This is a genomic window from Bradyrhizobium sp. AUGA SZCCT0182, from assembly GCF_018130185.1.
GTDB lineage: Bacteria > Pseudomonadota > Alphaproteobacteria > Rhizobiales > Xanthobacteraceae > Bradyrhizobium.
In genome coordinates this window covers 152,598-174,266 of sequence record NZ_JAFCLY010000015.1, presented here as the reverse complement: position 1 = coordinate 174,266, position 21,669 = coordinate 152,598, and the positions used below count along the sequence as shown (strand labels likewise).

Annotated in this window: 20 protein-coding genes; 10 read left to right on the top strand and 10 right to left on the bottom strand. The window is 64.1% G+C overall.

Translation table 11 applies throughout. From position 1 onward, the window contains the following. The first annotated feature begins 241 nt into the window (after positions 1-241). From JQ611_RS18305 to JQ611_RS18295, 3 genes are read left to right on the top strand one after another with little or no spacing between them, the layout of a single operon-like run. Positions 242-1,660 (top strand): M20 family metallopeptidase, encoded by a 1,419-nt coding sequence (locus JQ611_RS18305; RefSeq protein WP_212466167.1) that lies wholly within the window; start codon positions 242-244, stop codon positions 1,658-1,660. Between the two features lie 43 nt (positions 1,661-1,703). After that, entirely contained in the window at positions 1,704-2,573 is an 870-nt protein-coding gene (locus JQ611_RS18300; protein WP_212466166.1) for a peptidyl-alpha-hydroxyglycine alpha-amidating lyase family protein, read from the top strand. Positions 2,574-2,591: 18 nt separating this feature from the next. Next, entirely contained in the window at positions 2,592-4,160 is a 1,569-nt protein-coding gene (locus tag JQ611_RS18295) for a GMC family oxidoreductase (RefSeq protein ID WP_212466165.1), read from the top strand. Between the two features lie 100 nt (positions 4,161-4,260). On the opposite strand, the gene JQ611_RS18290 is transcribed toward JQ611_RS18295, so the two are convergent. The 8 genes from JQ611_RS18290 to JQ611_RS18255 all read right to left on the bottom strand — a co-directional run bounded on the left by JQ611_RS18290 (position 4,261) and on the right by JQ611_RS18255 (position 13,692). Then, positions 4,261-4,761 carry a GrpB family protein gene (locus JQ611_RS18290; RefSeq protein ID WP_212466164.1) on the bottom strand — a complete coding sequence of 167 codons (501 nt, stop codon included), beginning with the start codon at positions 4,759-4,761 and terminating at the stop codon, positions 4,261-4,263. Between the two features lie 111 nt (positions 4,762-4,872). Beyond that, complete coding sequence (locus tag JQ611_RS18285; RefSeq protein ID WP_192738334.1) at positions 4,873-5,430, bottom strand: HNH endonuclease; 558 nt, start codon at positions 5,428-5,430, stop codon at positions 4,873-4,875. Positions 5,431-5,658: 228 nt separating this feature from the next. Continuing rightward, the gene (locus JQ611_RS18280; RefSeq protein ID WP_212269612.1) at positions 5,659-6,627 is read right to left on the bottom strand and encodes a peptidyl-alpha-hydroxyglycine alpha-amidating lyase family protein; all 969 of its coding nucleotides are present in this window, start codon (positions 6,625-6,627) and stop codon (positions 5,659-5,661) included. A 142-nt stretch (positions 6,628-6,769) separates the two neighbouring features. Next, positions 6,770-8,551 carry an NAD(P)/FAD-dependent oxidoreductase gene (locus JQ611_RS18275; RefSeq protein WP_212466163.1) on the bottom strand — a complete coding sequence of 594 codons (1,782 nt, stop codon included), beginning with the start codon at positions 8,549-8,551 and terminating at the stop codon, positions 6,770-6,772. A 105-nt stretch (positions 8,552-8,656) separates the two neighbouring features. Further along, on the bottom strand, positions 8,657-9,739 hold the full coding sequence (locus JQ611_RS18270) for a DUF2855 family protein (protein WP_212392139.1): 1,083 nt from the start codon (positions 9,737-9,739) through the stop codon (positions 8,657-8,659). A 205-nt stretch (positions 9,740-9,944) separates the two neighbouring features. Then, the gene (locus tag JQ611_RS18265) at positions 9,945-11,471 is read right to left on the bottom strand and encodes an acyl-CoA synthetase (protein ID WP_212466162.1); all 1,527 of its coding nucleotides are present in this window, start codon (positions 11,469-11,471) and stop codon (positions 9,945-9,947) included. Between the two features lie 12 nt (positions 11,472-11,483). Next, the gene (locus JQ611_RS18260; RefSeq protein ID WP_249133266.1) at positions 11,484-12,629 is read right to left on the bottom strand and encodes an ABC transporter substrate-binding protein; all 1,146 of its coding nucleotides are present in this window, start codon (positions 12,627-12,629) and stop codon (positions 11,484-11,486) included. Between the two features lie 88 nt (positions 12,630-12,717). Next, a complete protein-coding gene (locus JQ611_RS18255; protein ID WP_212269607.1) occupies positions 12,718-13,692 on the bottom strand; it encodes a nitronate monooxygenase family protein in 975 nt (324 codons plus the stop codon). Positions 13,693-13,842: 150 nt separating this feature from the next. Here JQ611_RS18255 and JQ611_RS18250 point away from each other — a divergent pair, with 150 nt between their 5' ends. Beyond that, entirely contained in the window at positions 13,843-14,730 is an 888-nt protein-coding gene (locus tag JQ611_RS18250; protein WP_212269606.1) for a LysR family transcriptional regulator, read from the top strand. A 196-nt stretch (positions 14,731-14,926) separates the two neighbouring features. On the opposite strand, the gene JQ611_RS18245 is transcribed toward JQ611_RS18250, so the two are convergent. After that, a complete protein-coding gene (locus JQ611_RS18245; RefSeq protein ID WP_212269605.1) occupies positions 14,927-15,574 on the bottom strand; it encodes a DNA-3-methyladenine glycosylase in 648 nt (215 codons plus the stop codon). 37 nt (positions 15,575-15,611) lie between these two features. Between JQ611_RS18245 and gluQRS the strand changes: the two genes are divergently transcribed. Further along, a complete protein-coding gene (gene gluQRS / locus JQ611_RS18240) occupies positions 15,612-16,496 on the top strand; it encodes a tRNA glutamyl-Q(34) synthetase GluQRS (protein WP_212466161.1) in 885 nt (294 codons plus the stop codon). An 87-nt stretch (positions 16,497-16,583) separates the two neighbouring features. Then, positions 16,584-17,834 (top strand): ATP-binding protein, encoded by a 1,251-nt coding sequence (locus JQ611_RS18235; RefSeq protein ID WP_212466172.1) that lies wholly within the window; start codon positions 16,584-16,586, stop codon positions 17,832-17,834. Here JQ611_RS18235 and JQ611_RS18230 read toward each other — a convergent pair. Beyond that, the gene (locus tag JQ611_RS18230) at positions 17,770-18,621 is read right to left on the bottom strand and encodes a YihY/virulence factor BrkB family protein (protein ID WP_212269618.1); all 852 of its coding nucleotides are present in this window, start codon (positions 18,619-18,621) and stop codon (positions 17,770-17,772) included. The genes JQ611_RS18235 and JQ611_RS18230 overlap by 65 nt on opposite strands. 180 nt (positions 18,622-18,801) lie before the next feature. On the opposite strand from JQ611_RS18230, the gene JQ611_RS18225 reads away from it, so the two are divergent. From JQ611_RS18225 to JQ611_RS18210, 4 genes are all read left to right on the top strand, one after another. Next, positions 18,802-18,996: a twin transmembrane helix small protein gene (locus tag JQ611_RS18225; RefSeq protein ID WP_192738322.1), complete on the top strand. Its 195-nt coding sequence runs from the start codon at positions 18,802-18,804 to the stop codon at positions 18,994-18,996. Between the two features lie 23 nt (positions 18,997-19,019). Continuing rightward, complete coding sequence (locus JQ611_RS18220) at positions 19,020-19,592, top strand: cob(I)yrinic acid a,c-diamide adenosyltransferase (RefSeq protein WP_212415628.1); 573 nt, start codon at positions 19,020-19,022, stop codon at positions 19,590-19,592. A gap of 225 nt (positions 19,593-19,817) precedes the next feature. Next, positions 19,818-20,567 carry an electron transfer flavoprotein subunit beta/FixA family protein gene (locus JQ611_RS18215; protein ID WP_192738320.1) on the top strand — a complete coding sequence of 250 codons (750 nt, stop codon included), beginning with the start codon at positions 19,818-19,820 and terminating at the stop codon, positions 20,565-20,567. Continuing rightward, positions 20,567-21,517 (top strand): electron transfer flavoprotein subunit alpha/FixB family protein, encoded by a 951-nt coding sequence (locus tag JQ611_RS18210; RefSeq protein WP_212466160.1) that lies wholly within the window; start codon positions 20,567-20,569, stop codon positions 21,515-21,517. Before JQ611_RS18215 ends, JQ611_RS18210 begins: the two co-directional genes overlap by 1 nt. Positions 21,518-21,669: the final 152 nt, after the last annotated feature.

Genomic DNA, 21,669 nt, shown 5'->3' with positions numbered 1-21,669 from the left:
TCGTGTGCAGCCTACTTAGTGCAAACCGCACACGGGACCGCGGGTGCAGCGCGCACCCGGTCTTCCCTGCGCCCTCTGTATTTAGGGCGGGAAGTTTCTGCCAAAGCTCGGACGCATCGCGTCGCGAGATCGCTGGCGCATGTATGCCTCGCCAGCCGCATGGCAGGTCACCCGCCCGGCGCTAGGCCGGGTCAGGCGAAGCTGATACGATTTCATCCAAACAACGATCGGGGACCGTAGCATGGACAATCGCAACGACATCTGGCGGGGCATTGACGTCATCAAGCCGCGCTTCATCGATTTGGCCGACAGGGTCTGGGCGATGCCCGAGGTCTGCTACACCGAGGCGCGCTCTGCCGCCGAACATCTGGCCGAACTGCGCCATCAGGGTTTCCGCATCACCGAGAATGTCGCCGATATTCCCACCGCCCTGATGGGCGAATGGGGCGAGGGCGGTCCCGTGATCGCCTTCCTTGGCGAATATGATGCGCTGCCCGGTCTCAGCCAGGAGGCGGGCGTCGCGGAACATCGCCCCATCGAGACCGGCGGCCATGGCCATGGCTGCGGCCACAATTTGCTGGGTTCGGCGGCATTGCTCGCCGCCACCGCCGTGAAGGATTGGCTTGCCGCGAGCAAGACACCGGGCCGCGTGCGCTATTATGGCTGCCCCGCCGAAGAAGGTGGCGCGGCGAAAACCTTCATGGTGCGCTCGGGCGCCTTCGATGATGCCGACATCGCCATCACCTGGCATCCGAACAGCTTCTGGGAAGTCGCGGTGACGCCGTCGCTGGCCAACACCCGTGCCGATTTCATCTTCACCGGGCGCGCGTCGCACGCCGCGGTCTCGCCGCATCTTGGCCGCAGCGCGCTCGATGCGGTGGAGCTGATGAATGTCGGCGTCAACTACATGCGCGAGCACATGCCGAGCGAAGCCCGCGTCCACTACGCGCTGCTCGACACCGGCGGCATTGCCCCCAACGTGGTGCAGGCCCACGCCCGCGTGCGCTATTCGATCCGCGACCGCGATCTGCCCGGGATGAATGCGCTGGTGGGGCGCGTTCACAAGATCGCGCAAGGCGCCGCACTGATGACCGAAACGAGCGTGGAGATGCGGATCATTTCCGCCGTCTCCAATGTTCTGGACAACACCCCGCTCGAGCAAACCCTGCACCGCATCATGACGGATCTCGGCCCCCCGCATTTCGACGAGGCGGACAAGGAATTCGCCACGAAAATCCGCGCAACCCTGACCGACAAGGACATCGCCTCCGTCTATCATTCGATCGGCATGGATCCGACCGACCGGCCGCTGGCCGATTTCATCGTGCCGCTGGATGCCAAACGCAATCCCCAGATCGGCTCGACCGATGTCGGCGATGTCAGCTGGGTGGTCCCGACCGTTCAGGTCCACGCCCCGACGGTCGCCATCGGAACGCCGTTTCACACCTGGCAGATCGTCGCCCAGGGCAAGAGCCCACATGCCCACAAGGCCATGGTGCAGGCCGCCAAGGCGATGGCCGCGCTCGGTGTCCAGGCGCTGGGCGAGCCGGAGCTGATCGCAGCCGCGAAAGCCGACCTCAAGAAGCGCACCGCCCGCACGCCCTATGTCTGTCCGCTGCCGGATAATGTCGCGCCGCCGCTGGATATGTCGTTGGGTTGAGCGGGCCCTGGCGAGCGAACTTTTCGCATGAGGGGCGGCGCGAATGGAATCCCCACCACTTCCCTACGTCGCGGTTGCCGAATCGTTCAAGCTGCCGCCGGGCATGAATTTTCGCGGCACGTCGGGCGTTGCCTTCAATTCCAAAGGCAACATCTTCGTCATCCATCGCGGGCTGATGCCGCTGATGGAATTCGATCCCGACGGCCATTTCATCCGCGGGTTCGGCGAGGGCATGTTCGAACGCTCGCACGGCCTGCGGATCGACGCGCAGGATAATATCTGGGCAACCGACGTTGCGGCGAACCTGGTCTACAAGTTCAATCCGTCCGGTCGGCTGGAAATGGTGCTGGGCGTCAAGGGCCACACCGGCGAGTGGCATCCGTTCGGGCACCTACGGCTGTTCCACGAACCGAACGAGGCGGTGGTCGGCCCGACCGGCGACATCTTCGTGCTGCAAGGGCACGGCAAGGGCACGTCGTGCGTGATCAAGTTCGATCCTGACGGCAATTTCATCAAGACCTGGGGCAGCAACGGCAAGGGGCCCGGTGAATTCGACCTGCCGCACTCCCTGGTGTTCGACGCGCAAGGGCTGCTCTACATCGCCGACCGCAGGAACGAGCGCATCCAGGTGTTCGACGCCGACGGCAATTACATCCGCTGCTCGCAGCATCCCGGCGCGCCTTGCGGGCTGTTCATGGGCGACGATCAGCACATCTGGCTGGCAGCCGGTCACACCGGCCAGATCATGAAGCTCGATCTGAGCGGCAAGGTGGTGGGGATGATATCAGGCGCAGGGCAGGGCAAAACGCTCGGTAAATATGGTGAAGCCCATTACATCGCTGTGAGCCCGCGCGACGAGATCTTCGTCGCCGACACGCTGAACTGGCGCATCCAGAAATACGTGAGGGAATGACTTTGTCGGTGACCGTGCATGATTGACCAGGAGTACGACACGATCATCATCGGCGGCGGCTCCGCCGGTGCCACGCTGGCCGCGCGCCTCAGCGAGGACCCCGCCCATCGCGTGCTGCTGCTCGAGGCCGGGCAGGATTTTCGCACCGCCGACACGCCGGAGCACATCCAGATCCCGAACCCGATGCGCGCCATCGGCGATGATAATTTCCGCTGGCCCAAGCTCCTGGCGAGGCGAACCGAGCAGCAGGCGCCGCGCCTGCTGTGGCGCGGGCGCGCCATGGGCGGCAGTTCCACGATCAACGGCCAGATCGCCATCCGCGCGATGCCTGACGATCTCGACCGCTGGGAAAGAAGCGGCTGTGAGGGATGGGGCTGGGACGCGATGCTGCCCTGGTTCTGCAAACTGGAGACCGACAAGAATTTTCCGGACGCGGCCTATCACGGCGATCGCGGCCCGATCCCGGTGTATCGCGCGCCGGTGCCGGATTGGGGAAACGTGGACCGGGCGCTGCGCCAGTCCGCGCTCGGCCTCGGCTATGGCTGGTGCGACGACCACAACGCGCCTGATGGCACAGGTGTGTCGCCCTACGCCATCAACAGCGAGGCCGGGCGCCGCGTCTCCACCAATGACGGCTACCTCGAGCCGGCGCGCGGCCGCGAGAATTTGCGGATCGTCGGCGATGCCCTGGTCGAAGGAATCGAATTCGAAGGCAACCGGCTCCACGCCCGCGGGGTCCGGGTGCGCATCGGCGGCAAATCATATGCGCCCACGGCGAAGTATGAGGTGATCCTCTGCGCCGGTGCCATTCACTCTCCCGCCATTCTGCAGCGCTCCGGCATCGGTCCTGCGGCATTGCTGGAAGGGTTGGGCATCCCTGTTCTGGCCGATCTGCCGGTCGGCGAAAACCTGCTCGATCATCCGATCATGGATGCGCTGCTGCATCTGCGCGAGCACGGCCAGGTCGGCACGCTGATGCACCGGCACACCAATTGCTGCCTGCGCTACAGCTCCGGTCTCGAAGGCGCCGGTGAGAACGACATGATCATGATCGCCGGCAACCTCGCCCGAGACGTCAATCAGACGGCCAGCACCGCGCGCGGCCGCATCGCGGTGTCGATCTACCAGGCGTTCAGCCAGGGCCACGTCCGCATCACCACGTCAGACCCGACCATCGATCCGGCGGTGGACGAGCGCATGCTGTCCGATCGCAGCGATCTCATTCGTATGCGCGACGGCGCGCGCCGCCTGCGCGAGATCTGCCTGCAGCCCGCCATCACCGACATCGCCCACCGTGTCGAGTATGGCGCGACCGGACGCTCGATGGACGAGGCGCTCGGCGAAGCCGAACTCGACGACTGGCTGTTCACTGAGTGCAGCGACGCCCAGCACGCCAGCGGCACCTGCCGCATGGGCGCAGCCGACGACCCGCGCTCGGTAGTTGATCCCGAATGCCGCGTGATCGGCTGCACAGGCCTACGCGTCATCGACGCCTCCATCATGCCCGAAGTCCCGCGCGCCAACACGCATCTGACGACGGTGGCGATCGCCGAGCGAATGGCGGACAGGTTGAGGGGCGGGAAGTGAGGGACCGGGGGGCCGGCCGTCACGATTAGCGCCGTTGAACCCGACACGGATGCCGAGACGTGCCGGCCACCAAGCGGCCTGGCGCGCGAGCCGGGGCTTCTCACTCGAGGCTGGCGAGAAGGGAGTTGATGAACGGCGCCTTGTCCGCAAGATACTTGTGAATGCCGTCGGCATTTTCGCGTTCGAGGGCGAGCTTCAGTTCCTGATACCTCAACCGATCGGCCGGATGCCGGCGAAGATGGTCCCGGAATTTCAGCATTCGCGCGATGGCCGGATGGCCTTCGCGGCAAACGTGGAGCTTGTGCGTGCGGACGCCGCCGACATCCCGCTTGACGAAATGGTGGCCTGGTGAAAGGTCGCCGCCGCGCCGGTAGCCAAGCGCTTCAAACGCTCGGGTCCACTCCTCGCGAATGCTGCCGGATGTGACTATGGCCAGGATGTCGATTTCAGGTTTCGCCGCCAATCCCGGCACGGCTGTGCTGCCGACGTGATGGATCTCCTGCAATGCCGATCCGAAGGTCGGAGACAATCGCTCGGCTTCCTCCGCATACCGTTGCGGCCACTCGGGATCGTAGGGCGTGATCGAACTCGTAAGGGGCATGGGAAAGCCAGGCCGCGGCGTACCCGCTTATCTCAGATTGAATTATCGGAAACTCACAGCGCCGGAAAGCGTGGCACTCATTTGATTCCCGCGATAACAGCGTCCCCGGCTCTACGGATCGAGCTCGGTGTCCCAATACAAATAGTCGAGCCAGCTATCGTGCAGATAGTTCGGCGGGAACAGGCGCCCGTTGCGGTGCAGTTGATGCACGGTCGGTGCGAACGGGTGTTGCCTTGGAAACATCCGCGCCTGCTGCGGCGTCAAATTGCCCTTGCGCAGATTGCACGGCGAGCAGGCCGCGACGACGTTCTCCCAGGTGGTCTGGCCGCCCTTGCTGCGCGGGATGATGTGATCGAAGGTGAGGTCGTCATGCGCCAGGCAATATTGGCAGCAGAACCGGTCGCGCAGGAAGACGTTGAACCGGGTGAAGGCGGGATGCGTGGTCGGCTTGACGAAGGATTTGAGCGACACCACGCTCGGCAGCTGAATCTCGAAGCTCGGGCTGTGCACCGCGCGGTCGTAATGCTCGACGATGTTGACGCGATCGAGGAACACCGCCTTGATCGCGTCCTGCCACGACCAGAGAGACAGCGGGTAGTAACTCAGCGGCCGGAAATCCGCGTTCAGCACCAGCACCGGCCAACCGCCTTGCGAGACGTGTGCGTTCAAGAAACGCTCCTGACTCCCATGTTAGCTGCGAAGCAGCATGCGCCCTGCATACTACAGGCAGCGTGACGGGATTGTGAAGAGTGTTCCGGGCCTTATCCAGCATATGCCGCCCCCGAATCGCCACGGTTCCGGGGCCTCCAGGGCGTCTTCAAGGCATCTCCAGCACCCGGCGTCCGCGGTCAACCCGTCGTGATAGGCGTGCTATCAGCCGAGGCGGCGCGGCCGGTCCTAAACCTTCTCCAGCTTCTGCAGGCAGCGGCCGACGCCGACCTCCGTCGGCATCGGCGTGTCGGGAAAGCTGGTCTTCCAGTTGGTGACGCCGACTTCGCCGACATAGATGTCGCCCCTGGAATCCAGCGCCAGGCCGTGGGGGGCGAGGAATTTGCCGGTCTCAATCCCCGGGCCGTCCTCGCCGCCGAGCCGGGCGATCCGCTGGCCTTTGGCGTCGACGATGGAGAGTCGCGGCCCGAGATTCGGTACCTTGAGGTTGACCGGCATGCCGGGGCCGAGCTCGCCGACAATGAAGGTGGGATGCTTGCCGCCGCAGCAATGCAGCGCGCAGGGCCGGTGCAAATTGTTCCACTGGGTCTCGTACTTGCCGTTGCCGTCGAACACCTGCACGCGGTGGTTTTCGCGGTCGGCGACGTAGACGAAGCCGTCCACGTCGGTTGCGATGTTGTGGACGATGTTGAACTGGCCGGGATCGGAGCCCGGCTCGCCCCAGCTCTTCAGCAGCTTGCCGTCGGGTGTGTATTTGTGGACGCAGGCATTGCCGTAACCATCAGAGACATAGATCTCGCCCTTCGGCGACAGCGCCGTATGGGTGCAGCGGTGGAACGGCTCGCCGCTCATATACGGCTTTGGCCGGTTCGGGATGCCGATCGTCAGCAGCACCTTGCCGTCGACCGAGCACTTGCGCACGGTGTGGTCGCCGTCATCGGTGCAATAGAGATTGTCGTCGGCATCGATGTGCAGCCCATGGGCGCGGTTGAACAGGCCTTCGCCCCAGCTCCTGAGGAAATTCCCCTCGCGGTCCAGCACCACCATCGGATGGGCGCCGCGGTTGAAGACGTAGATGCGATCGCGGCTGTCGACCGCGACGGAAGCGACGTCGGTGAGGCTCCAGCCATCGGGCAGCTTCGCCCAGTTCTCCACCACGCGATAACGGTGTTCGCCCGAGCCCAGAATGGATGGCATGTTTATTCCCCCATTGTTGCTGTCATTCCGGGATGGTCCGAAGGACCAGACCCGGAATCTCGAGATTCTCCGATGTGCAATTGCACATCGTAGTTCGTGCTTCGCACGCCACGGAATGACGGCGTTGGTTTGGTTGATGGATTCACGCGCTGGCCGCCGCCGGCTTGGCACCGCGCGGCAGCAACCCTTCCTCGATCGCCTTGATCTGCAGCGCCAGATGTTTCGATCCGATGCGGCATTGCGCGAGGCCGCCAGCGATGAACCACAGGCCTGGCTGGCCGGTGCGGGTGTACATGTTGCGCAGTTCCTGGCCGTCGCCAAAGCCCCAGATGGTGCCGACGCGGTTCATGACGGGTTCGCCGAACAATAGCCGCACCAGCTCTTCCTGCCGCTTGTAGCCGGTCGCCAGCACGACGAGATCGGCGGCGATGGTCTCGCCGTCCTTCATGTCAGCGCCATCGGTGACAAAGCCTTCGACGTCGGCGAATTGCTTCAGAGCGATGTCGCCTTTGACGATCAAATCGGAGCAGCCGACGTTGAAATAATAACCGCCGCCGCGGGTGAGGTATTTGAACTGCCAGCCGGTGTTATCCTCGCCGAAATCGAGCTTGAAGCCCGCGCGCGCCAGCCCCTCCAGCAGCTCCTTGTCGAGCTCCTTGGATTTCTCCGTGGTCAGCGCGTGGCTCCTCCGCGCCACCTTCAGCGGCATCGAGGTCGCGATCAGATCGTTGTCCTCGAGCGTGCCCTCATTGTAGGGCGCGTACACCAGCTGCGCCGAGGGCTCGATGCTGACGACCAGCGTCGATGAGCGCTGAAACAGCGTCACCTCGGCGCCGCTGGAATGCAGATCCTGCGCGATGTCGTGGCCGCTATTGCCGGTGCCGATCACGATCGCGCGCTTGCCCTTCCAGTTCTCGCCGTCGTCGTACTGGCTGGAATGCATCACAGTGCCGCGAAAATCCTTCAGACCGGCAATCTCGGGCCGGCTCGGAATGCCACTGACGCCGGTCGCCAGCACGACATGGCGCGGATGCATGGTGCGCGTGCTGCCGTCGGCGCGGCGCAGTGTCACGGTCCAGCGTTGTTCTGTCTCGTCGTAACTGCCGCCCTCGAACTCGGTCTCGGTCCAGAAGTTCAACTCCATGGCTTCGACATAGGCCTCGAACCAGTTGGCGAGCTTGTCCTTCGGGATGTAAGTCGGCCAGTTCGGCGGGAAGTACATGTAGGGCAGGTGGTTGACCTGCACCTGGTTGTGCAGCGTCAGCGCGTGGTAGCGCTTGCGCCAATTGTCGCCGATGCGCTTCTCGCGATCGACGATCAGCGTATCGACATTCAATTGCTTCAGCCGCGCCGCGATCGAGAGGCCGGATTGTCCGCCGCCGATCACCAGCACGGTCGGATCGTGTTCGGCATAGCCGGAAGAAGCCTTGCGCAGATCGAGCCAGTTGGGGCCGCGGAAATCGCGCGAATAAGCGTTGCCGCGCGGCCGCGCGACGCCGATCTGCTCCTCGAAGCCCTTCAGCTCGCCGAGTTCGGTCAGCAGCGTCCACGCCTTCAGGACATTGCCGGCATCCGGAATCAGCCGGATGATGCCGCTGCCGCGTCCCACCCGTGTCTCGAATTTGAAGATCGCCTCGATCGCGTTGGTTCCCGCGCGCATCACCTTGCGCGGGGCGGCGCGGTTGGGATCGACCGCAAATCCAACAGGGCCAGCGGCCGGCGCGTGCACGCTCAGCTCTTTCAGGATCGCGTCCGCGCCGTTGACGGTCTGGATGTTCCAGCTCAACGCCAGCACGTCGCGCCAATGGCTGTCGGCATGAAACAGCGCCTTCAGCAGGCCGCTATCGGATTTCGCCAGCGCCTCTTCGAACTGCGCCAGCCAGTTGTCGGCGGCTACCGAAATATCGTCCGTCTTGTCGAGCATGCGCGTTTCTCGTCACCGGCCGTCTATGCGGCGTTATCCCTGTTCCCGCGAGCCTATACCCATTCGGGAGGCTGCAGAAAGAGCGTGAGGAGATAGCGGTTATCTCTAAATCGACAGGATATGCCCCTGGTCCGGCGGCACGCGGCCGTTGAGGGTGTCGAGATAGACCTGTTGCACCGCCGCCGGTCCGCGGCCTTCCGTCACGGTGAGCCATTGATCGAGTTTCGGCGCGAAGCCGGCCCACGCTGCACCAAAGCGCGTATCGACGCCGCCCGGTCCCCATTCCTTGGCGCGCTTGCGGATATGGTCCGGCGCAAAGAACCAGCTCGGCTTGGCGCCCGGCAATTCCGGCTCTTCGGGCGACGTGCTGCGGTGGGTGAGGCCGACGCGTCCGGAATATTTCATCTGGTCGCCGAAATGCCGGTGCAGCCTTTCACGCAGCTCGCTGCTCCCGGCCATGTCGACATAAGCGACCGGCGAATCCGCAGGAAGCGATGTCACCGCGTCGTAGGTCACGACTTCGTCGTAGCAGCCGAGCGATTTGACGAATGCGACGTTCGGAGCCGAGGTCAGTCCGATCACCTTGATACCGTCACGCCCGTGCACGAGATGCGCCAGGCCGTACGCGGTCTTGCTGGAGGCCGACGACAGCATCACGCGGCGCGCGCCATAGAAATCATTTTCGGCGAGGAAGTCGTCGACCAGGAACGACAGCATGAACAGCGGCCGCAGCAGTGCCTGATAGTCGCCCTGCTTGCCGGTGAACGCCGGATCGCCGCTGACACGGGCATAGGCGTTGTAGACCGGCGCCACGCCCTGCCGGTGCGCGGCACCGTCGCGCAGGCCCCGCTTGCTGACGTCGGCGGCCTCGATCACGAGATGCGTCGCCATCGGGAAGTAGCCGAACAGGGTTTCGCCCACGGCGACGTTCGGATGCTTCGAGGCGATCACCTCGCCAAATCCCCACACCGGAATGTTGCCGAAATCCTTTGGTGCCGGAAACAGCTGCCAGTATTTCAACGCATCGCCCATCACGGCATAGGTGACGTTGTTGGCGGTGAAGGCGAAGCGGGTGATCTTGACCAGCAGCGCGTCGGCCGGCAACGCGGCTGCGTCCGGCAGTTGCGTTTCGATCGATTTGCATTGCTGCAGATCGTTGCGGGCGACGATGAAGTCGGTGGCGTGCATGTGCTCGATCCCTGCTTGTGACGTGCGGTGATCTTTGCGCCCAACGATGAACGTTTTGCAACAGCAATGATGTTTAAAACATCGTTCGGATCAAGCGTCGAAATGCATCCCCGTCATTGCGAGCGAAGCGAAGCAATCCACCTTTCCGCCCGGGGATAGATGGATTGCTTCGTCGCTTCGCTCCTCGCAATCACGGACAGACGGATCACACGATGGCGCGCAGACGCCCTTCCGCATGGAGATCCCTGAGCTTGCGTTTAAAAATCTTGCCGGTGGCTTCGCGCGGCATCGCGTCCATGAACTGGATGTCCTTTGGTACCTTGAAGTTGGCGAGGCGGGTGCGCAAAAAATCCTGCACCGCCGCCGGCGACAGCGCGGCGTTGGTGTCGGGCTCGATGCAGGCAAACAGCCGCTCGCCGAACTCGTCGTCGGGAACTCCAAACACCGCGCAGTCGCGCACGCCGTCCATGCCGATCAGCGCGTTCTCGATTTCGGCGGGATAGATGTTGACGCCGCCTGATATCACCATGTCGCGTTTGCGATCGCACAGGAACAGATAACCGTCCTCGTCGAGATAGCCGACGTCACCGACGCTGACGAGGCCGTCGCGGCCGGCCTCGGCGCGCGCCTCGGCCTTGCCGTGGTAATCGAAATCCGGCACCGACACCTGCCGCATGAAGATTTCGCCGGGCTCGCCGATGTCGCATCGCGTGCCGTCCGGCCGAAAGATCTTCACGATGCCGCCCTCGATGGTCCGTCCGACAGTGCCGGGCTTTGCCAGAGCCTCCTCGGCCGAATGCCAAACCGGGATGCCGGTTTCGGTCGATCCCAGATATTCATTGATGACGAGTCCCCACCATTCGATCATCGCGCGTTTGACCTCGATCGGACACGGGGCCGCACCGTGGATGACGAAGCGCAACGAGGAGACGTCGTAACGACGTCTGACCTCATTCGGCAGTCGCAGCAGGCGGACGAACATGGTCGGCACCGCATGCATGTGGGTGATGCGGTGCTCCTGGACGAGCCGCAACAGGTCCTCGGGGTCGAAGCGCGGTTCGAGCACGATCTTGCAGCCGTTGCGAAACGCCAGCATGCCGTAGGAGCTCGGCGCCGAATGATACATCGGTCCGTTCATCAGGACGATCTGATCGTCATCGGCCTTGATGCCGTAGGCGATGGTGCCCACGCGCGCCGAGGCCGCTTGCTGTTCCGGCTTCATCGGCTTGCGCCGCACGCCCTTGGGCAGGCCCGTGGTGCCCGACGTATAGAACATCGGCGCGCTGCCGATCGGCGACTCCTGCGATGGCGCATGGGTGTCGCGCCAGACGTCCCAGTCGGTCATGCCACCAGGGATTTGCGTCAGCGCGGGCGGAACATTGAACGCCGCGGCGATTTCCGGCGGTGTGGTCACGATCAACAGCTTGATATGGGCTGATAGCCCGTCCCTGATCTGCGGCAACAGGTCCGCGTGGCAGACCAGAATCTCGGCGCCGCTGTCGGCCAGGATATAGGCGACCTCCTCGGCCTTCAGGTGCCAGTTGATCGGCACCACCGGGCTGCCAAGCGCTGCGGCTGCGCCGGTAACCTCGAACAACGCAAAATCATTGCGCAGCATCATGGCGACCGGCGTGCCGCCGCCAAGGCCGAGGCTTTGAAATCCCGTCGCCGCGCGTGCGATGCGGTCGTAGATCTGGGGGTAGCTGATGGAACGTTCGCCGCCGATGATCACGTTGCGTGCTCCCTATCGGTCGTCCAGAATTTCACCAAAGCCGACCCAGCTCTTGCCGTCGAACCGCCGCAGCCGCAATTGCTGGAACGGCAGATAATCCTCGGCATCGGTCGACACGGTTATATCAGGCAACAGCAGCGGCAGCGAAACCTGGCGCAGCGAAGCCGCCTGGCGCATGACGTTCTCGCGGCTGAAATCGTCCTTGCACGCAGCGAGCACCTTCGTCATCAGGTTGGCATAATGGTAGCCCGCCGCGTAGTTCGAATTGTTGAGATCGGCATTGGGCAAGTACTGTTTCATGAACGCGAAATACTCTTTCACGCCGGCGTCATTGGCCCATTGAGCGTCCATCGTGTCCTTCTGGTTGCTCGACGAAATCAGCCCGACCGCGTTTTCCAGTCCGCCGGGCTCCAGGAACGAGATCGATGACGCCGATGTCGGCACAAAGAACAGGTCGGGCTTCCAGCTCAGTTCGGCGACGCCCTTGATCATCTGCGAGGTGAATTTCCCGAGCACGACGCCGAACATCACGTTGGCGCCGGAGGCCTTCAGCGTCGCGAGCTGCGAACTGATGGTCGGCGCGCTGGTCTCATAGCTCGCCTCGGAGACGATCATGGTCGCGGCTTTGTCTCCCAGCGCGCGCTTGAAGCCGGCGACATAGTCGCGGCCGAAATCGTCGTTCTGCGCCAGGATGGCGATCTTCGCGTCCGGCTTGGCTTGCAATATGTACTTGGCATAGACGACGCCCTCGGATTGATAGGTCGCCATGCCCGGCATGGTCCACGGGTAATTCTTCGGGTCGGCCCATTTGGTGGCGCCGCTCAGCACGAACAGCTGCGGCACCTTTTTGCTGTTGAGGTAGCGATGCACGGCGTTGTTGGTCGCGGTACCCAGCGAGCCGAACATGACAAGCACTTCTTCCTGCTCGACCAGCTTGCGGGTCTGCTCCACCGTCTTGGGCGGCGAGTAGGCGTCGTCGAGGGTGATGAACTTGACCTTACGGCCGTTGATGCCGCCGTCCGCGTTGACCTTCTCGAAATAGGCCTCCTGCGCACGGCCGATGACGCCGAAGCCGGACACCGGCCCGCTATAGGGCAGCGTCTGGCCGATACGGATTTCGCCCTTGTCGTCGGCGGCGACGGCTGCGGTCGCCAACATTGCGAACACAATGCTCAATGCAGTGCGTGACACGCTCATCGTTCCCATCCCTCTGTTTTGATTGTTGTCGAAGCCGGGGGCGCGCCGCCTAAGCGCGCGCCCGCCTCAGAAAGTCGCTGCCGGCGTCGTCGAATTCGGCTTTCAGGCGCGCGACGAGTTCGGCGACCGGCGGCGCATCATTGATCTGGCCGATGCCCTGGCCCGAGCCCCAGATGTCGCGCCACGCCTTGGACTTGGTATTGCCGCCGGAGCCGAAATTCATCTTGGTCTTGTCGGCGACCGGCAGATTGTCGGGATCGAGGCCCGCGGCCACGATCGAGGGGCCGAGATAATTGCCGTGCACGCCGGTGAACAGGTTCGAATAGACGATGTCATGGGCGGCGTGCTCGGTCAGCGCCTTCTTGTAGGCGAGGTCGGCATTGGCCTCTTCGGTGGCGATGAAGCGGGTGCCCATGTAGGCGAGGTCGGCGCCGAGCGCGAGCGCGGAGGCAATGCTCCAGCCGTCGGAGATCGCGCCCGACAGCAGGATGGTGCCCTTGAACCATTGCTTGACCTCGCGCAGCAGCGCGAATGGCGACAGCGTACCGGCATGCCCGCCGGCGCCGGCGCAAACCAGAATTAACCCGTCGACGCCCTGTTCGGCAGCCTTGCGTGCATGCTTGACGTTGATCACATCGTGGAACACGACACCGCCATAGGAATGCGCGGCTTCCACGATCTCCAGCGGCGGCCGCAGCGAGGTGATGATGATCGGAACCTGGTGCTTGACGCAGGTTTCCATGTCTTTCATCAGCCGGTCGTTGGAGGCGTGGCAGATCTGGTTGACCGCATAGGGCGCGACCTTCTTCTCCGGCTGCAGCGCCTTGTACTCACCGAGTTCGTCCTCGATTCGGCTCAGCCATTCGCCGAGCTTTTCGACCGGCCGCGCGTTCAGCGCCGGAAACGATCCGACGATCCCGGCCTTGCACTGGGCGATCACGAGCTCCGGCCCGGACACGATGAAAAGTGGCGAGCCAACCACCGGCAGTTCAAGCGAATTGGCAAGCGACGCTGGCAACGGCATTCAATCCTCCCTTTGGGTTTTGAGGCCGGCGAACGGTTCCGCTCCAGCCGGCTTGCTTACGCCCTGCATTATAGGGCTGGACGGGCCGCCGCCGACGTTCAATATTGAACAGCTGACTATTCAGTAATGAACATATGGGCCTGATCGCCGATGGACTGGGACCTGTGCAAGACCTTCGTCGCGGTGGCCGAAACCCGCAGCTTCGCCGCGGCGGCGCGCCAGCTCCGTTCCAGCCATCCGACGGTCGGCCGCAAGATCGCCGAACTGGAGGGCCAGCTCGGCATACCCCTGTTCGCGCGCTCCAACGAAGGCCTGTCGCTGACCTCGCAGGGCCGCAAATTCCGTGAGCATGTCGACGCCATGGCGGCGGCGGCGTTGCGCGCCGAGGCCGCGGTGTCGGCGACCGGTGCGGACGCCCGCGGCGTGGTCAAGCTCTCGATCGGGGCGACCTTTGCCTCGCACTGGCTGATGCCGCGGCTGGGCCCGTTCCTGCGCGCGCACGACCACATCCAGATCGAGATCATCACCCATCCGTTTCCGGCCAGCGTGCGCCGCCGCGAGGCTGATGTCGTGCTGCGTCCGGTGGACAGCGGCGAAGAGAATTTGATCGGCCGCAGGATCGGCCGGCTCGGCACCGGCTTCTACGCCTCGCGCGCCTATGCGGCGCGGCGACGGCTGCCGGAGCGGCGCGACGAATGGAAGGGGCACAGCGTCATCGGCTTCGCCGACCGGGCCTCGAACGAACGCCTGGCGCGCTGGAGCGATCTCATCACCCGGCAGGGATCGGTGGTGCTGCGCTGTTCGTCGCAGGGCGACATGCTGGCCGCGGCGAAGGCCGGCCTCGGCATCTCGGCGCTGTCCTGCTTCGTCGCCGCCGGCGATCCCGATCTGGTGCGGGTCGCGCCGCAAAAACTCGTCAGCGTAGCCGATCTCTGGCTGCTGGCGCATCCGGATCTGGTCGAACTGCCCGCCGTGCGCGCGGTGATCAACTTTGTCACGGCATGCGCGCGCGAGGACCGGGTGAGATTGCGTGGCTGAAAAAATTCGACGTTCACCTCGGTCTCCGTTCCCCGGATGCTGCGCAGTGCGTCGCGTTTGCGACGTGGTGCGCTGCTGATCCGGGGTCCATGTCACCGCGGCGCAAATGTGGGTCCCCCGATGCGCAATTGCGCATCTGAGCTCTGCGGTGCACCGCTGAAGAGCGCTGCACCGCGTCCGGGACACGAGATCGAGTTTACTTCGCGATCACGCCCTCGCGATTCTTCACTACGCGGTAGTAGCTCCACCACAGATGCGCCGCCGCGCCGCGCAGGGGGCGCCACGGTTCGGCCAGCGGCGCCATTTGCTTGGCGGTCGGGCGCGTCTTCAGGCCGAGCCCGATTTTGATCGCTTCCTGGATCGCGATATCGCCGGCCGGCCAGGCGTCGCCATGGCCAAGGCAGAACAGCAAATAGACGTCGGCGGTCCACGGCCCGATGCCATGCAGCGCCGTCAACGTATGGTGCGCGGCGTCGGCATCCTCTTCCGCCAGCACGTCGAGGTTCAACCGCTCCGCGGCCAGTTCGCGCGCGATGTTCTTCAGCGTCTTGATCTTGGCCGCCGAAAGGCCGAGCCGTCCGAGGCGGTCGGCGCGCGCCTTGCGGATGGGTTCGGGATCGAACGGATCGAACGCGGCGGTGAGGCGCCCCCAGATCGCCCCGGCGCTGGCGGTGGAGAGTTGCTGACCGCACACGATATGCGCCAGCCCGGCAAAGCCCGGCTCGCGCTGGCGCAGCGCCGGCATGCCCGTGAGTTCGAGAATCGGTTTGAGCCGCTTGTCCTGTACGACGAGGGCCGCAATCGCGTCTTCGAGGTCGGCCTGGGAGTTGAGGTGAATGGTCATTGCCCGTTAAAACCATCATGTCCTGCGAAAGAGATCAATGCCGTCACCTGTGTTCCGATTTGCGCCAAGCCCCAATGGCTACCTCCATCTCGGCCACGCTTTTTCGGCGCTGTTGAATTTCGAGCTGGCGCGCGCGAGCGGTGGAAGATTCCTGCTCCGCATCGAGGATATCGATGCGGCGCGGTGCCGGCCGGAATTCGAGGCCGCGATCTATCAGGACCTTGAATGGCTCGGCATTGGCTGGGAAGCGCCGGTGCGGCGGCAATCCGAACATCTTTCCGACTTTCGCGAGGCGGTGGAAAAACTGTCAGGCCGCGGTCTGATCTATCCCGCCTTCGAGAGCCGCGCGGAAATCGCCCGTCTGGTCGCCGAACGGGAATCCGCCGCGAAAACCGGAACGTCCTGGCCGCGTGATCCCGATGGCGCGCCGCTCTATCCGGGCGCCGCGAAGTCGTTTTCCGCCCCGGCGCGGCGGCAATTGATCGAACAGGGCCTGCCTTACGCGTTGCGGCTCGATATGGCGGCGGCCATGGCACAAGCGCCCGATCTCGCCTGGATCGAGCACGGCGAGGGCGCTGGCGGCGAAACCGGGCTTGTGGCCGCCCGGCCGGAAGCCTGGGGCGACGTCATCCTGGCGCGAAAGGAGACGCCGACCAGCTATCATCTGTCTGTTGTGATCGACGACGCCCTGCAGGGCGTCACCGACGTGGTGCGCGGCCACGACCTGTTCTGGTCGACCAGCGTGCACCGGCTGCTGCAATCGCTGCTCGGTGTTCCGCAACCGGCCTACCGGCATCACCGGCTGGTCCTCGACGACGCCGGACAGAAACTGTCGAAGTCGACCAAGGCCACCGCCTTGCGCGAATTGCGAGGGCAGGGCGCTACGCCTGCCCACATCCGCCGTCTGCTGGGACTTCCGTAGTTCTACTGCTGTGAGCTGCCGCAAAGGCCTTCGTGACTCCGGCCGCCGTGGCATGCCATGCTGATCAAGGACGGGGTGTGGGGGACCATGGCGGCAAAACCGCGCGTACAGCGTACAACACGGCTGACCAAGAGGCAGCCGAAGAAGAAGCGCGTATCGCGCGTTGCCGCGAAGAAACGCGGTTCGCGGAAAGCGGCGGCCGGGCCCGGGGTGGTCGAAGTGGCACTGGCGGCCTTTGCCCACGAGGTGCGCACGCCGCTGACCGGCATTCTCGCGATCAGCAATCTGTTGGCCACCTCCGACCTCGACGAGCGCGAACGGCGCTGGGTCGACACCATCAAGGCCGGCGCGGAGCACCTGGCGAGTCTTGCGACCTTGTTCGTCGATGCCGCGCGCAGCAGCGGTCCCGGGCTCACCGTGCGCCACGATTTCTTCGATCTGCGCACGCTCGCGCGCAACGCCGGCGATTCGCTGACCGGGCGGGCGGCGGCGAAGGGCCTGCAGTCGTCGGTCGAGATCTCTGAAAAGCTGCCGGCATTCGCGGTCGGCGATCCCGTACGGCTGCGGGCCGCGCTGGAGAACCTGATCGACAATGCGGTGAAATTCACCGAACAGGGCAGCGTCACGCTTGTTGTGTCGCCGCTGCGCGCGCCCAGGGGCAAAATCGGCGTCGCCTTTGCGGTCTCCGACAGCGGCATCGGCCTCACGCTCAGCGAGATCAAGCGCCTGTTCCGCCCGTTCTCGCAGGCCAATGTCTCGATCGCCTCAAAGTTCGGCGGCACCGGGCTTGGGCTGTCGTCGGTCAAGCAGCTCGCGCGCGCCATGGGCGGCGACATCGTGGTGACGCAGCGGCGCGGCGGCGGCACCACCTTCACGCTCAGCGTCGTGATGTCGCCGGCCAAGGGCCCGATTACGATCATGACGGGGGCCGACGGCGAGCCGTCGACCGGGGCGCTGCGGCCCTTGCACCTGCTCAGCGTCGAGGACAATCCGTTCGGCCGCGTCGTGCTCAACGCCATCCTGACCGAACTCGGCCATCAGACCGAGTTCATCGGCCAGGGCGAGGCCGCGCCGGAGCGGATCGCGCAAGGAAGTTTCGACGCGGTGCTGATGGACATGGTGCTGCCGGGCATCGACGGCATCGAGGCTATCAGGCGCATTCGGGCGCTCGATCCGCCGCTCGGCCGCATCGCCATCATCTGCGTGTCGGGGCGCGGCGAGGACGAGGCGGCCTCGCGCGCTGCGGGGGCCGACGCCTTCCTGGTCAAGCCGGTCAGTCCACGTGCGCTAGCGACTGCGCTGCTTGAAGCGACACGCCGTGCGGCAGCCGCGACTTGATGATCGCTGCGTTGAGTTCGCCGCCATAAACGAAGATCGCGGCGATGAAATACAGGAACACAAGCGCGATGATGACGGATGCCAATCCCGCATACATCGTCACGTAGTTGCTGGCGAAGCGCGTCAGATACTGGCCGAACACGATGCCCGACAGCAGCGACGCAACCAAAGTGAAAATAATACCGGGCAGGATCTGCAGAAAGCCCCGGCGTCCCGCCGGCAGCCACGCGTGCAGGATGAAGAGGGCGATGATCAGCGCGCCGATGGTGACGCTGTAGCGGGTGACGTTGAGGAAGTGCTCGTTGGTCTCGACGAAGAAGGGAATGTGGCGCCGCGCCGCCTCCAGCATCAACGGAAACAGCACGATCAGGAACGCCATCGCCAGCGCGGTGAAGGCGGCGACCAGCGTGTAGCCGATCGATTCCAGCCGCAGCCAGTACCAGCTGCGTGGCTCGATCACGGAATAGGCGCGGTTCAGCGCCACCCGCAGCGCCTCGACGCCGTTCGAGGCGAAATACACCGCCAGCACCGCGCCGATGGTCAGCAGGTCGCCGCGGGTCGTGGTCAGCACGTCGTGAATTTCGCCTGAAAGCGAATCCGCGACCTGCTGCGGCCACACCTGCAGCAACAGTTCAACGGACTGGTCGGCAAGTTCCTTGGAGCCGACAAAGGCGGCCAGCGAGGTCAGCACGATCAGGAACGGAAACAGCGCCATCAGCGTCGACAGCGCGATATGGCTGGCGATCGCCCAGCCGTCATCGGCGAGGAACGTATAAAATGCATCCATCACGACGTGATAGACGTACTTGGCCTGCCTCACATGCCACCCTGGCCTTGCGATTGACGGTTCGATCCGAACATCACCCTAGCTTCTGATATTATTGGGCTAAAAGCCAGATCGATCAGGCATCGGTGCAGGCTCTGTGAACGTATGGCGGCCGGCCCGGCGCGGTGTTATGTAGCGCCGATGGCATCCTTTTTTGGTTCGATTGTTCTGCCCATCGCGGTCGCTGCTGTTGCGATCGTGTTGTTATTGGGTCTCATCAACATGATGCGGGGCGGCTCGCCCAGCCGCTCGCAGAATCTGATGCGGCTGCGGGTGCTGCTGCAATTCATCGCCATCGTCATCACGATGGCCGTGGTCTGGGCGATGGGCAAATAGGGCAAGTAAGAGGGGATCCGCCAATGGTCGTGCTTAATCGAATCTACACGCGGACCGGCGATGACGGCACCACCGCGCTCGGCAGCGGCGAACGCCGCCCGAAATACGATCTGCGCGTCAGCGCCTATGGAACCGTGGACGAGACCAACGCCGCGATCGGCGTGGTGCGACTGCATCTGGCGCAGGCGCGCGAATTCGATGCGATGCTGGGCCTGATCCAGAACGACCTGTTCGATCTCGGCGCCGATCTCGCGGTGCCCCAGCGCGACGGCAAGGCGGAGCGGCTGCGCATGCTGTCCAGCCAGGTCGAGCGGCTCGAGCGCGATATCGATACGCTCAACGCCCATCTGGCGCCCCTGACCTCCTTTGTGCTGCCCGGCGGCACCCCCGCTGCGGCATACCTGCATCTCGCTCGCACCATATGTCGCAGAGCGGAACGGATCATGGTGGAACTGGCGGCCAGGCCGGAAGAGCCGGTCAGCGAGCCTGCCATACAATATATGAACCGCCTGTCGGATTTCCTGTTCGTCGCCAGCCGCGCCATGAACGATAATGGCGCCGGGGACGTGTTGTGGGTGCCCGGCCAGAACCGCTAAACATAGCGTTTTCCAGCGAAGTGGACCCGGTTCGCGCTCAGAAAACGCGTCAAAAAAAGGAATCCGGAGCCCCGTTTCGATAATCGAAACGGAACAGGCTCTGGCCTTCCAAAGGGGTCGATTTTTGGCTTTCGCGCGTTGACCGCCGATAGCGGGACCTTTAGGTTCCGCGCCCAAGCTAATAGAGAGCTCACCAAACCCCAGAATTCAAGCGAAAGAGGATCGATGAAGGTTCTTGTGCCGGTAAAACGGGTGGTCGATTACAACGTCAAGGTCCGCGTCAAGAGCGACGGAACGGGCGTGGAACTCGCCAACGTGAAGATGTCGATGAATCCGTTCGACGAAATCGCCGTCGAGGAAGCGCTGCGGCTGAAGGAAGCCGGCAAGGCGACCGAAGTGGTGGTGGTATCGATCGGGCCCGCACAGGCCTCCGAGACGATCCGGACCGGTCTTGCGATGGGCGCCGACCGCGGCATCCTGGTCAAGGCCGAAGGCAATGTCGAACCGCTGGCGGTCGCCAAGATTCTCAAAGCCATCGTCGACGAAGAGAAGCCCGGCCTCGTCATCCTCGGCAAGCAGGCGATCGACGACGACTCGAACCAGACCGGCCAGATGCTGGCCGCACTTCTCGGCTGGTCGCAGGCGACCTTTGCCTCCAAGCTCGAAGTCGACGGCTCCGATTTCAAGGTGACGCGCGAAGTCGACGGCGGCCTGCAGACCCTCAAGCTGAAGGGACCGGCCATCGTCACCACCGATCTCCGCCTCAACGAGCCGCGCTACGCCTCGCTGCCCAACATCATGAAGGCGAAGAAGAAGCCGATCGCCGACAAGAGCGCGGCCGACTACAGCGTCGATCTCACGCCGCATCTCGAAGTGCTGAAAACCACCGAGCCGCCCGGCCGCAAGGGAGGCGTCAAGGTCAAGGACGTCGCCGAACTGATTTCCAAGCTCAAGACCGAAGCCGGGGTTCTCTGATGACCACGCTGTTGATTGCCGAACACGACCACGAGGCCCTCAAGGACTCCACCAACAAGGCGCTGACCGCGGCCACCCAGCTGGGTGCCGAGGTTCACGTGCTGGTCGCCGGTGGCGGCCAGGGCACCAAGGCGGCGGCCGAGGCGGCGGCAAAACTGGCCGGTGTCACCAAGGTGCTGGTTGCCGAGGGCGACGCCTATGCCCATGACCTTGCCGAGCCGATGGCGGCGCTGATCGTGGCGCTGGCGCCGTCCTATGACGCCTTCGTCGCGCCCGCGACTTCGCGCTTCAAGAACGTGATGCCGCGCGTCGCAGCCTTGCTCGACGTGATGCAGGTGTCCGAAATCATCAAGGTGGTCTCGCCGGATACGTTCGAGCGGCCGATCTACGCCGGCAACGCGATCCAGACCGTGAAGTCCAAGGACGCCAAGAAGGTCATCACGGTACGGACCTCGACCTTCGCCGCGGCCGGTGACGGCGGCAGTGCTGCGATCGAGAACGCCGCCTCCGCGGCCGATCCGGGCCTCTCCACCTTCGTCGGCGAGGAAGTCGCCAAAAGCGACCGCCCCGAACTGACGTCCGCGAAAATCATCGTGTCCGGCGGCCGCGCCATGCAGAGCCGCGAGAACTTCGCCAAGTACATCGAGCCGCTCGCCGACAAGTTAGGCGCCGGCGTCGGCGCCTCGCGCGCCGCCGTCGATGCCGGCTATGCGCCGAACGACTGGCAGGTCGGCCAGACCGGCAAGGTGGTGGCGCCGGAGCTCTATGTCGCGATCGGCATCTCCGGCGCGATCCAGCATCTCGCCGGCATGAAGGATTCCAAGGTGATCGTTGCGATCAACAAGGATGAGGACGCGCCGATCTTCCAGGTCGCCGATTACGGCCTGGTCGCGGATTTGTACCAGGCGGTTCCGGAGTTGACCGAGGCGCTCGGCAAGCTCGGAAAATAACGGCAGTCAAACAGTGGCCGGACGCGTAAGCTCCGGCCGGTGTTAATCTAGGGACAGCGTTTTCAAGCGAAGTGGCTACCGGGTTCGCTTGAAGAAAACGCGTCGAAAACAGGTTTAAGCCTCGGTTCGGACCGGGGCCTAACGGGATGAAC

Bases quoted from the DNA above. Each gene is read 5' to 3' on its own strand.
- JQ611_RS18305 (WP_212466167.1), top strand. From the start codon at position 242: ATGGACAATCGCAACGACATCTGGCGGGGCATTGACGTCATCAAGCCG.
- JQ611_RS18300 (WP_212466166.1), top strand. From the start codon at position 1,704: ATGGAATCCCCACCACTTCCCTACGTCGCGGTTGCCGAATCGTTCAAG.
- JQ611_RS18295 (WP_212466165.1), top strand. From the start codon at position 2,592: ATGATTGACCAGGAGTACGACACGATCATCATCGGCGGCGGCTCCGCC.
- JQ611_RS18290 (WP_212466164.1), bottom strand. From the start codon at position 4,761: ATGCCCCTTACGAGTTCGATCACGCCCTACGATCCCGAGTGGCCGCAA.
- JQ611_RS18280 (WP_212269612.1), bottom strand. From the start codon at position 6,627: ATGCCATCCATTCTGGGCTCGGGCGAACACCGTTATCGCGTGGTGGAG.
- JQ611_RS18275 (WP_212466163.1), bottom strand. From the start codon at position 8,551: ATGCTCGACAAGACGGACGATATTTCGGTAGCCGCCGACAACTGGCTG.
- JQ611_RS18270 (WP_212392139.1), bottom strand. From the start codon at position 9,739: ATGCACGCCACCGACTTCATCGTCGCCCGCAACGATCTGCAGCAATGC.
- JQ611_RS18260 (WP_249133266.1), bottom strand. From the start codon at position 12,629: ATGTTGGCGACCGCAGCCGTCGCCGCCGACGACAAGGGCGAAATCCGT.
- JQ611_RS18255 (WP_212269607.1), bottom strand. From the start codon at position 13,692: ATGCCGTTGCCAGCGTCGCTTGCCAATTCGCTTGAACTGCCGGTGGTT.
- JQ611_RS18250 (WP_212269606.1), top strand. From the start codon at position 13,843: ATGGACTGGGACCTGTGCAAGACCTTCGTCGCGGTGGCCGAAACCCGC.
- JQ611_RS18245 (WP_212269605.1), bottom strand. From the start codon at position 15,574: ATGACCATTCACCTCAACTCCCAGGCCGACCTCGAAGACGCGATTGCG.
- gluQRS (WP_212466161.1), top strand. From the start codon at position 15,612: ATGCCGTCACCTGTGTTCCGATTTGCGCCAAGCCCCAATGGCTACCTC.
- JQ611_RS18235 (WP_212466172.1), top strand. From the start codon at position 16,584: ATGGCGGCAAAACCGCGCGTACAGCGTACAACACGGCTGACCAAGAGG.
- JQ611_RS18230 (WP_212269618.1), bottom strand. From the start codon at position 18,621: ATGGATGCATTTTATACGTTCCTCGCCGATGACGGCTGGGCGATCGCC.
- JQ611_RS18225 (WP_192738322.1), top strand. From the start codon at position 18,802: ATGGCATCCTTTTTTGGTTCGATTGTTCTGCCCATCGCGGTCGCTGCT.
- JQ611_RS18220 (WP_212415628.1), top strand. From the start codon at position 19,020: ATGGTCGTGCTTAATCGAATCTACACGCGGACCGGCGATGACGGCACC.
- JQ611_RS18215 (WP_192738320.1), top strand. From the start codon at position 19,818: ATGAAGGTTCTTGTGCCGGTAAAACGGGTGGTCGATTACAACGTCAAG.
- JQ611_RS18210 (WP_212466160.1), top strand. From the start codon at position 20,567: ATGACCACGCTGTTGATTGCCGAACACGACCACGAGGCCCTCAAGGAC.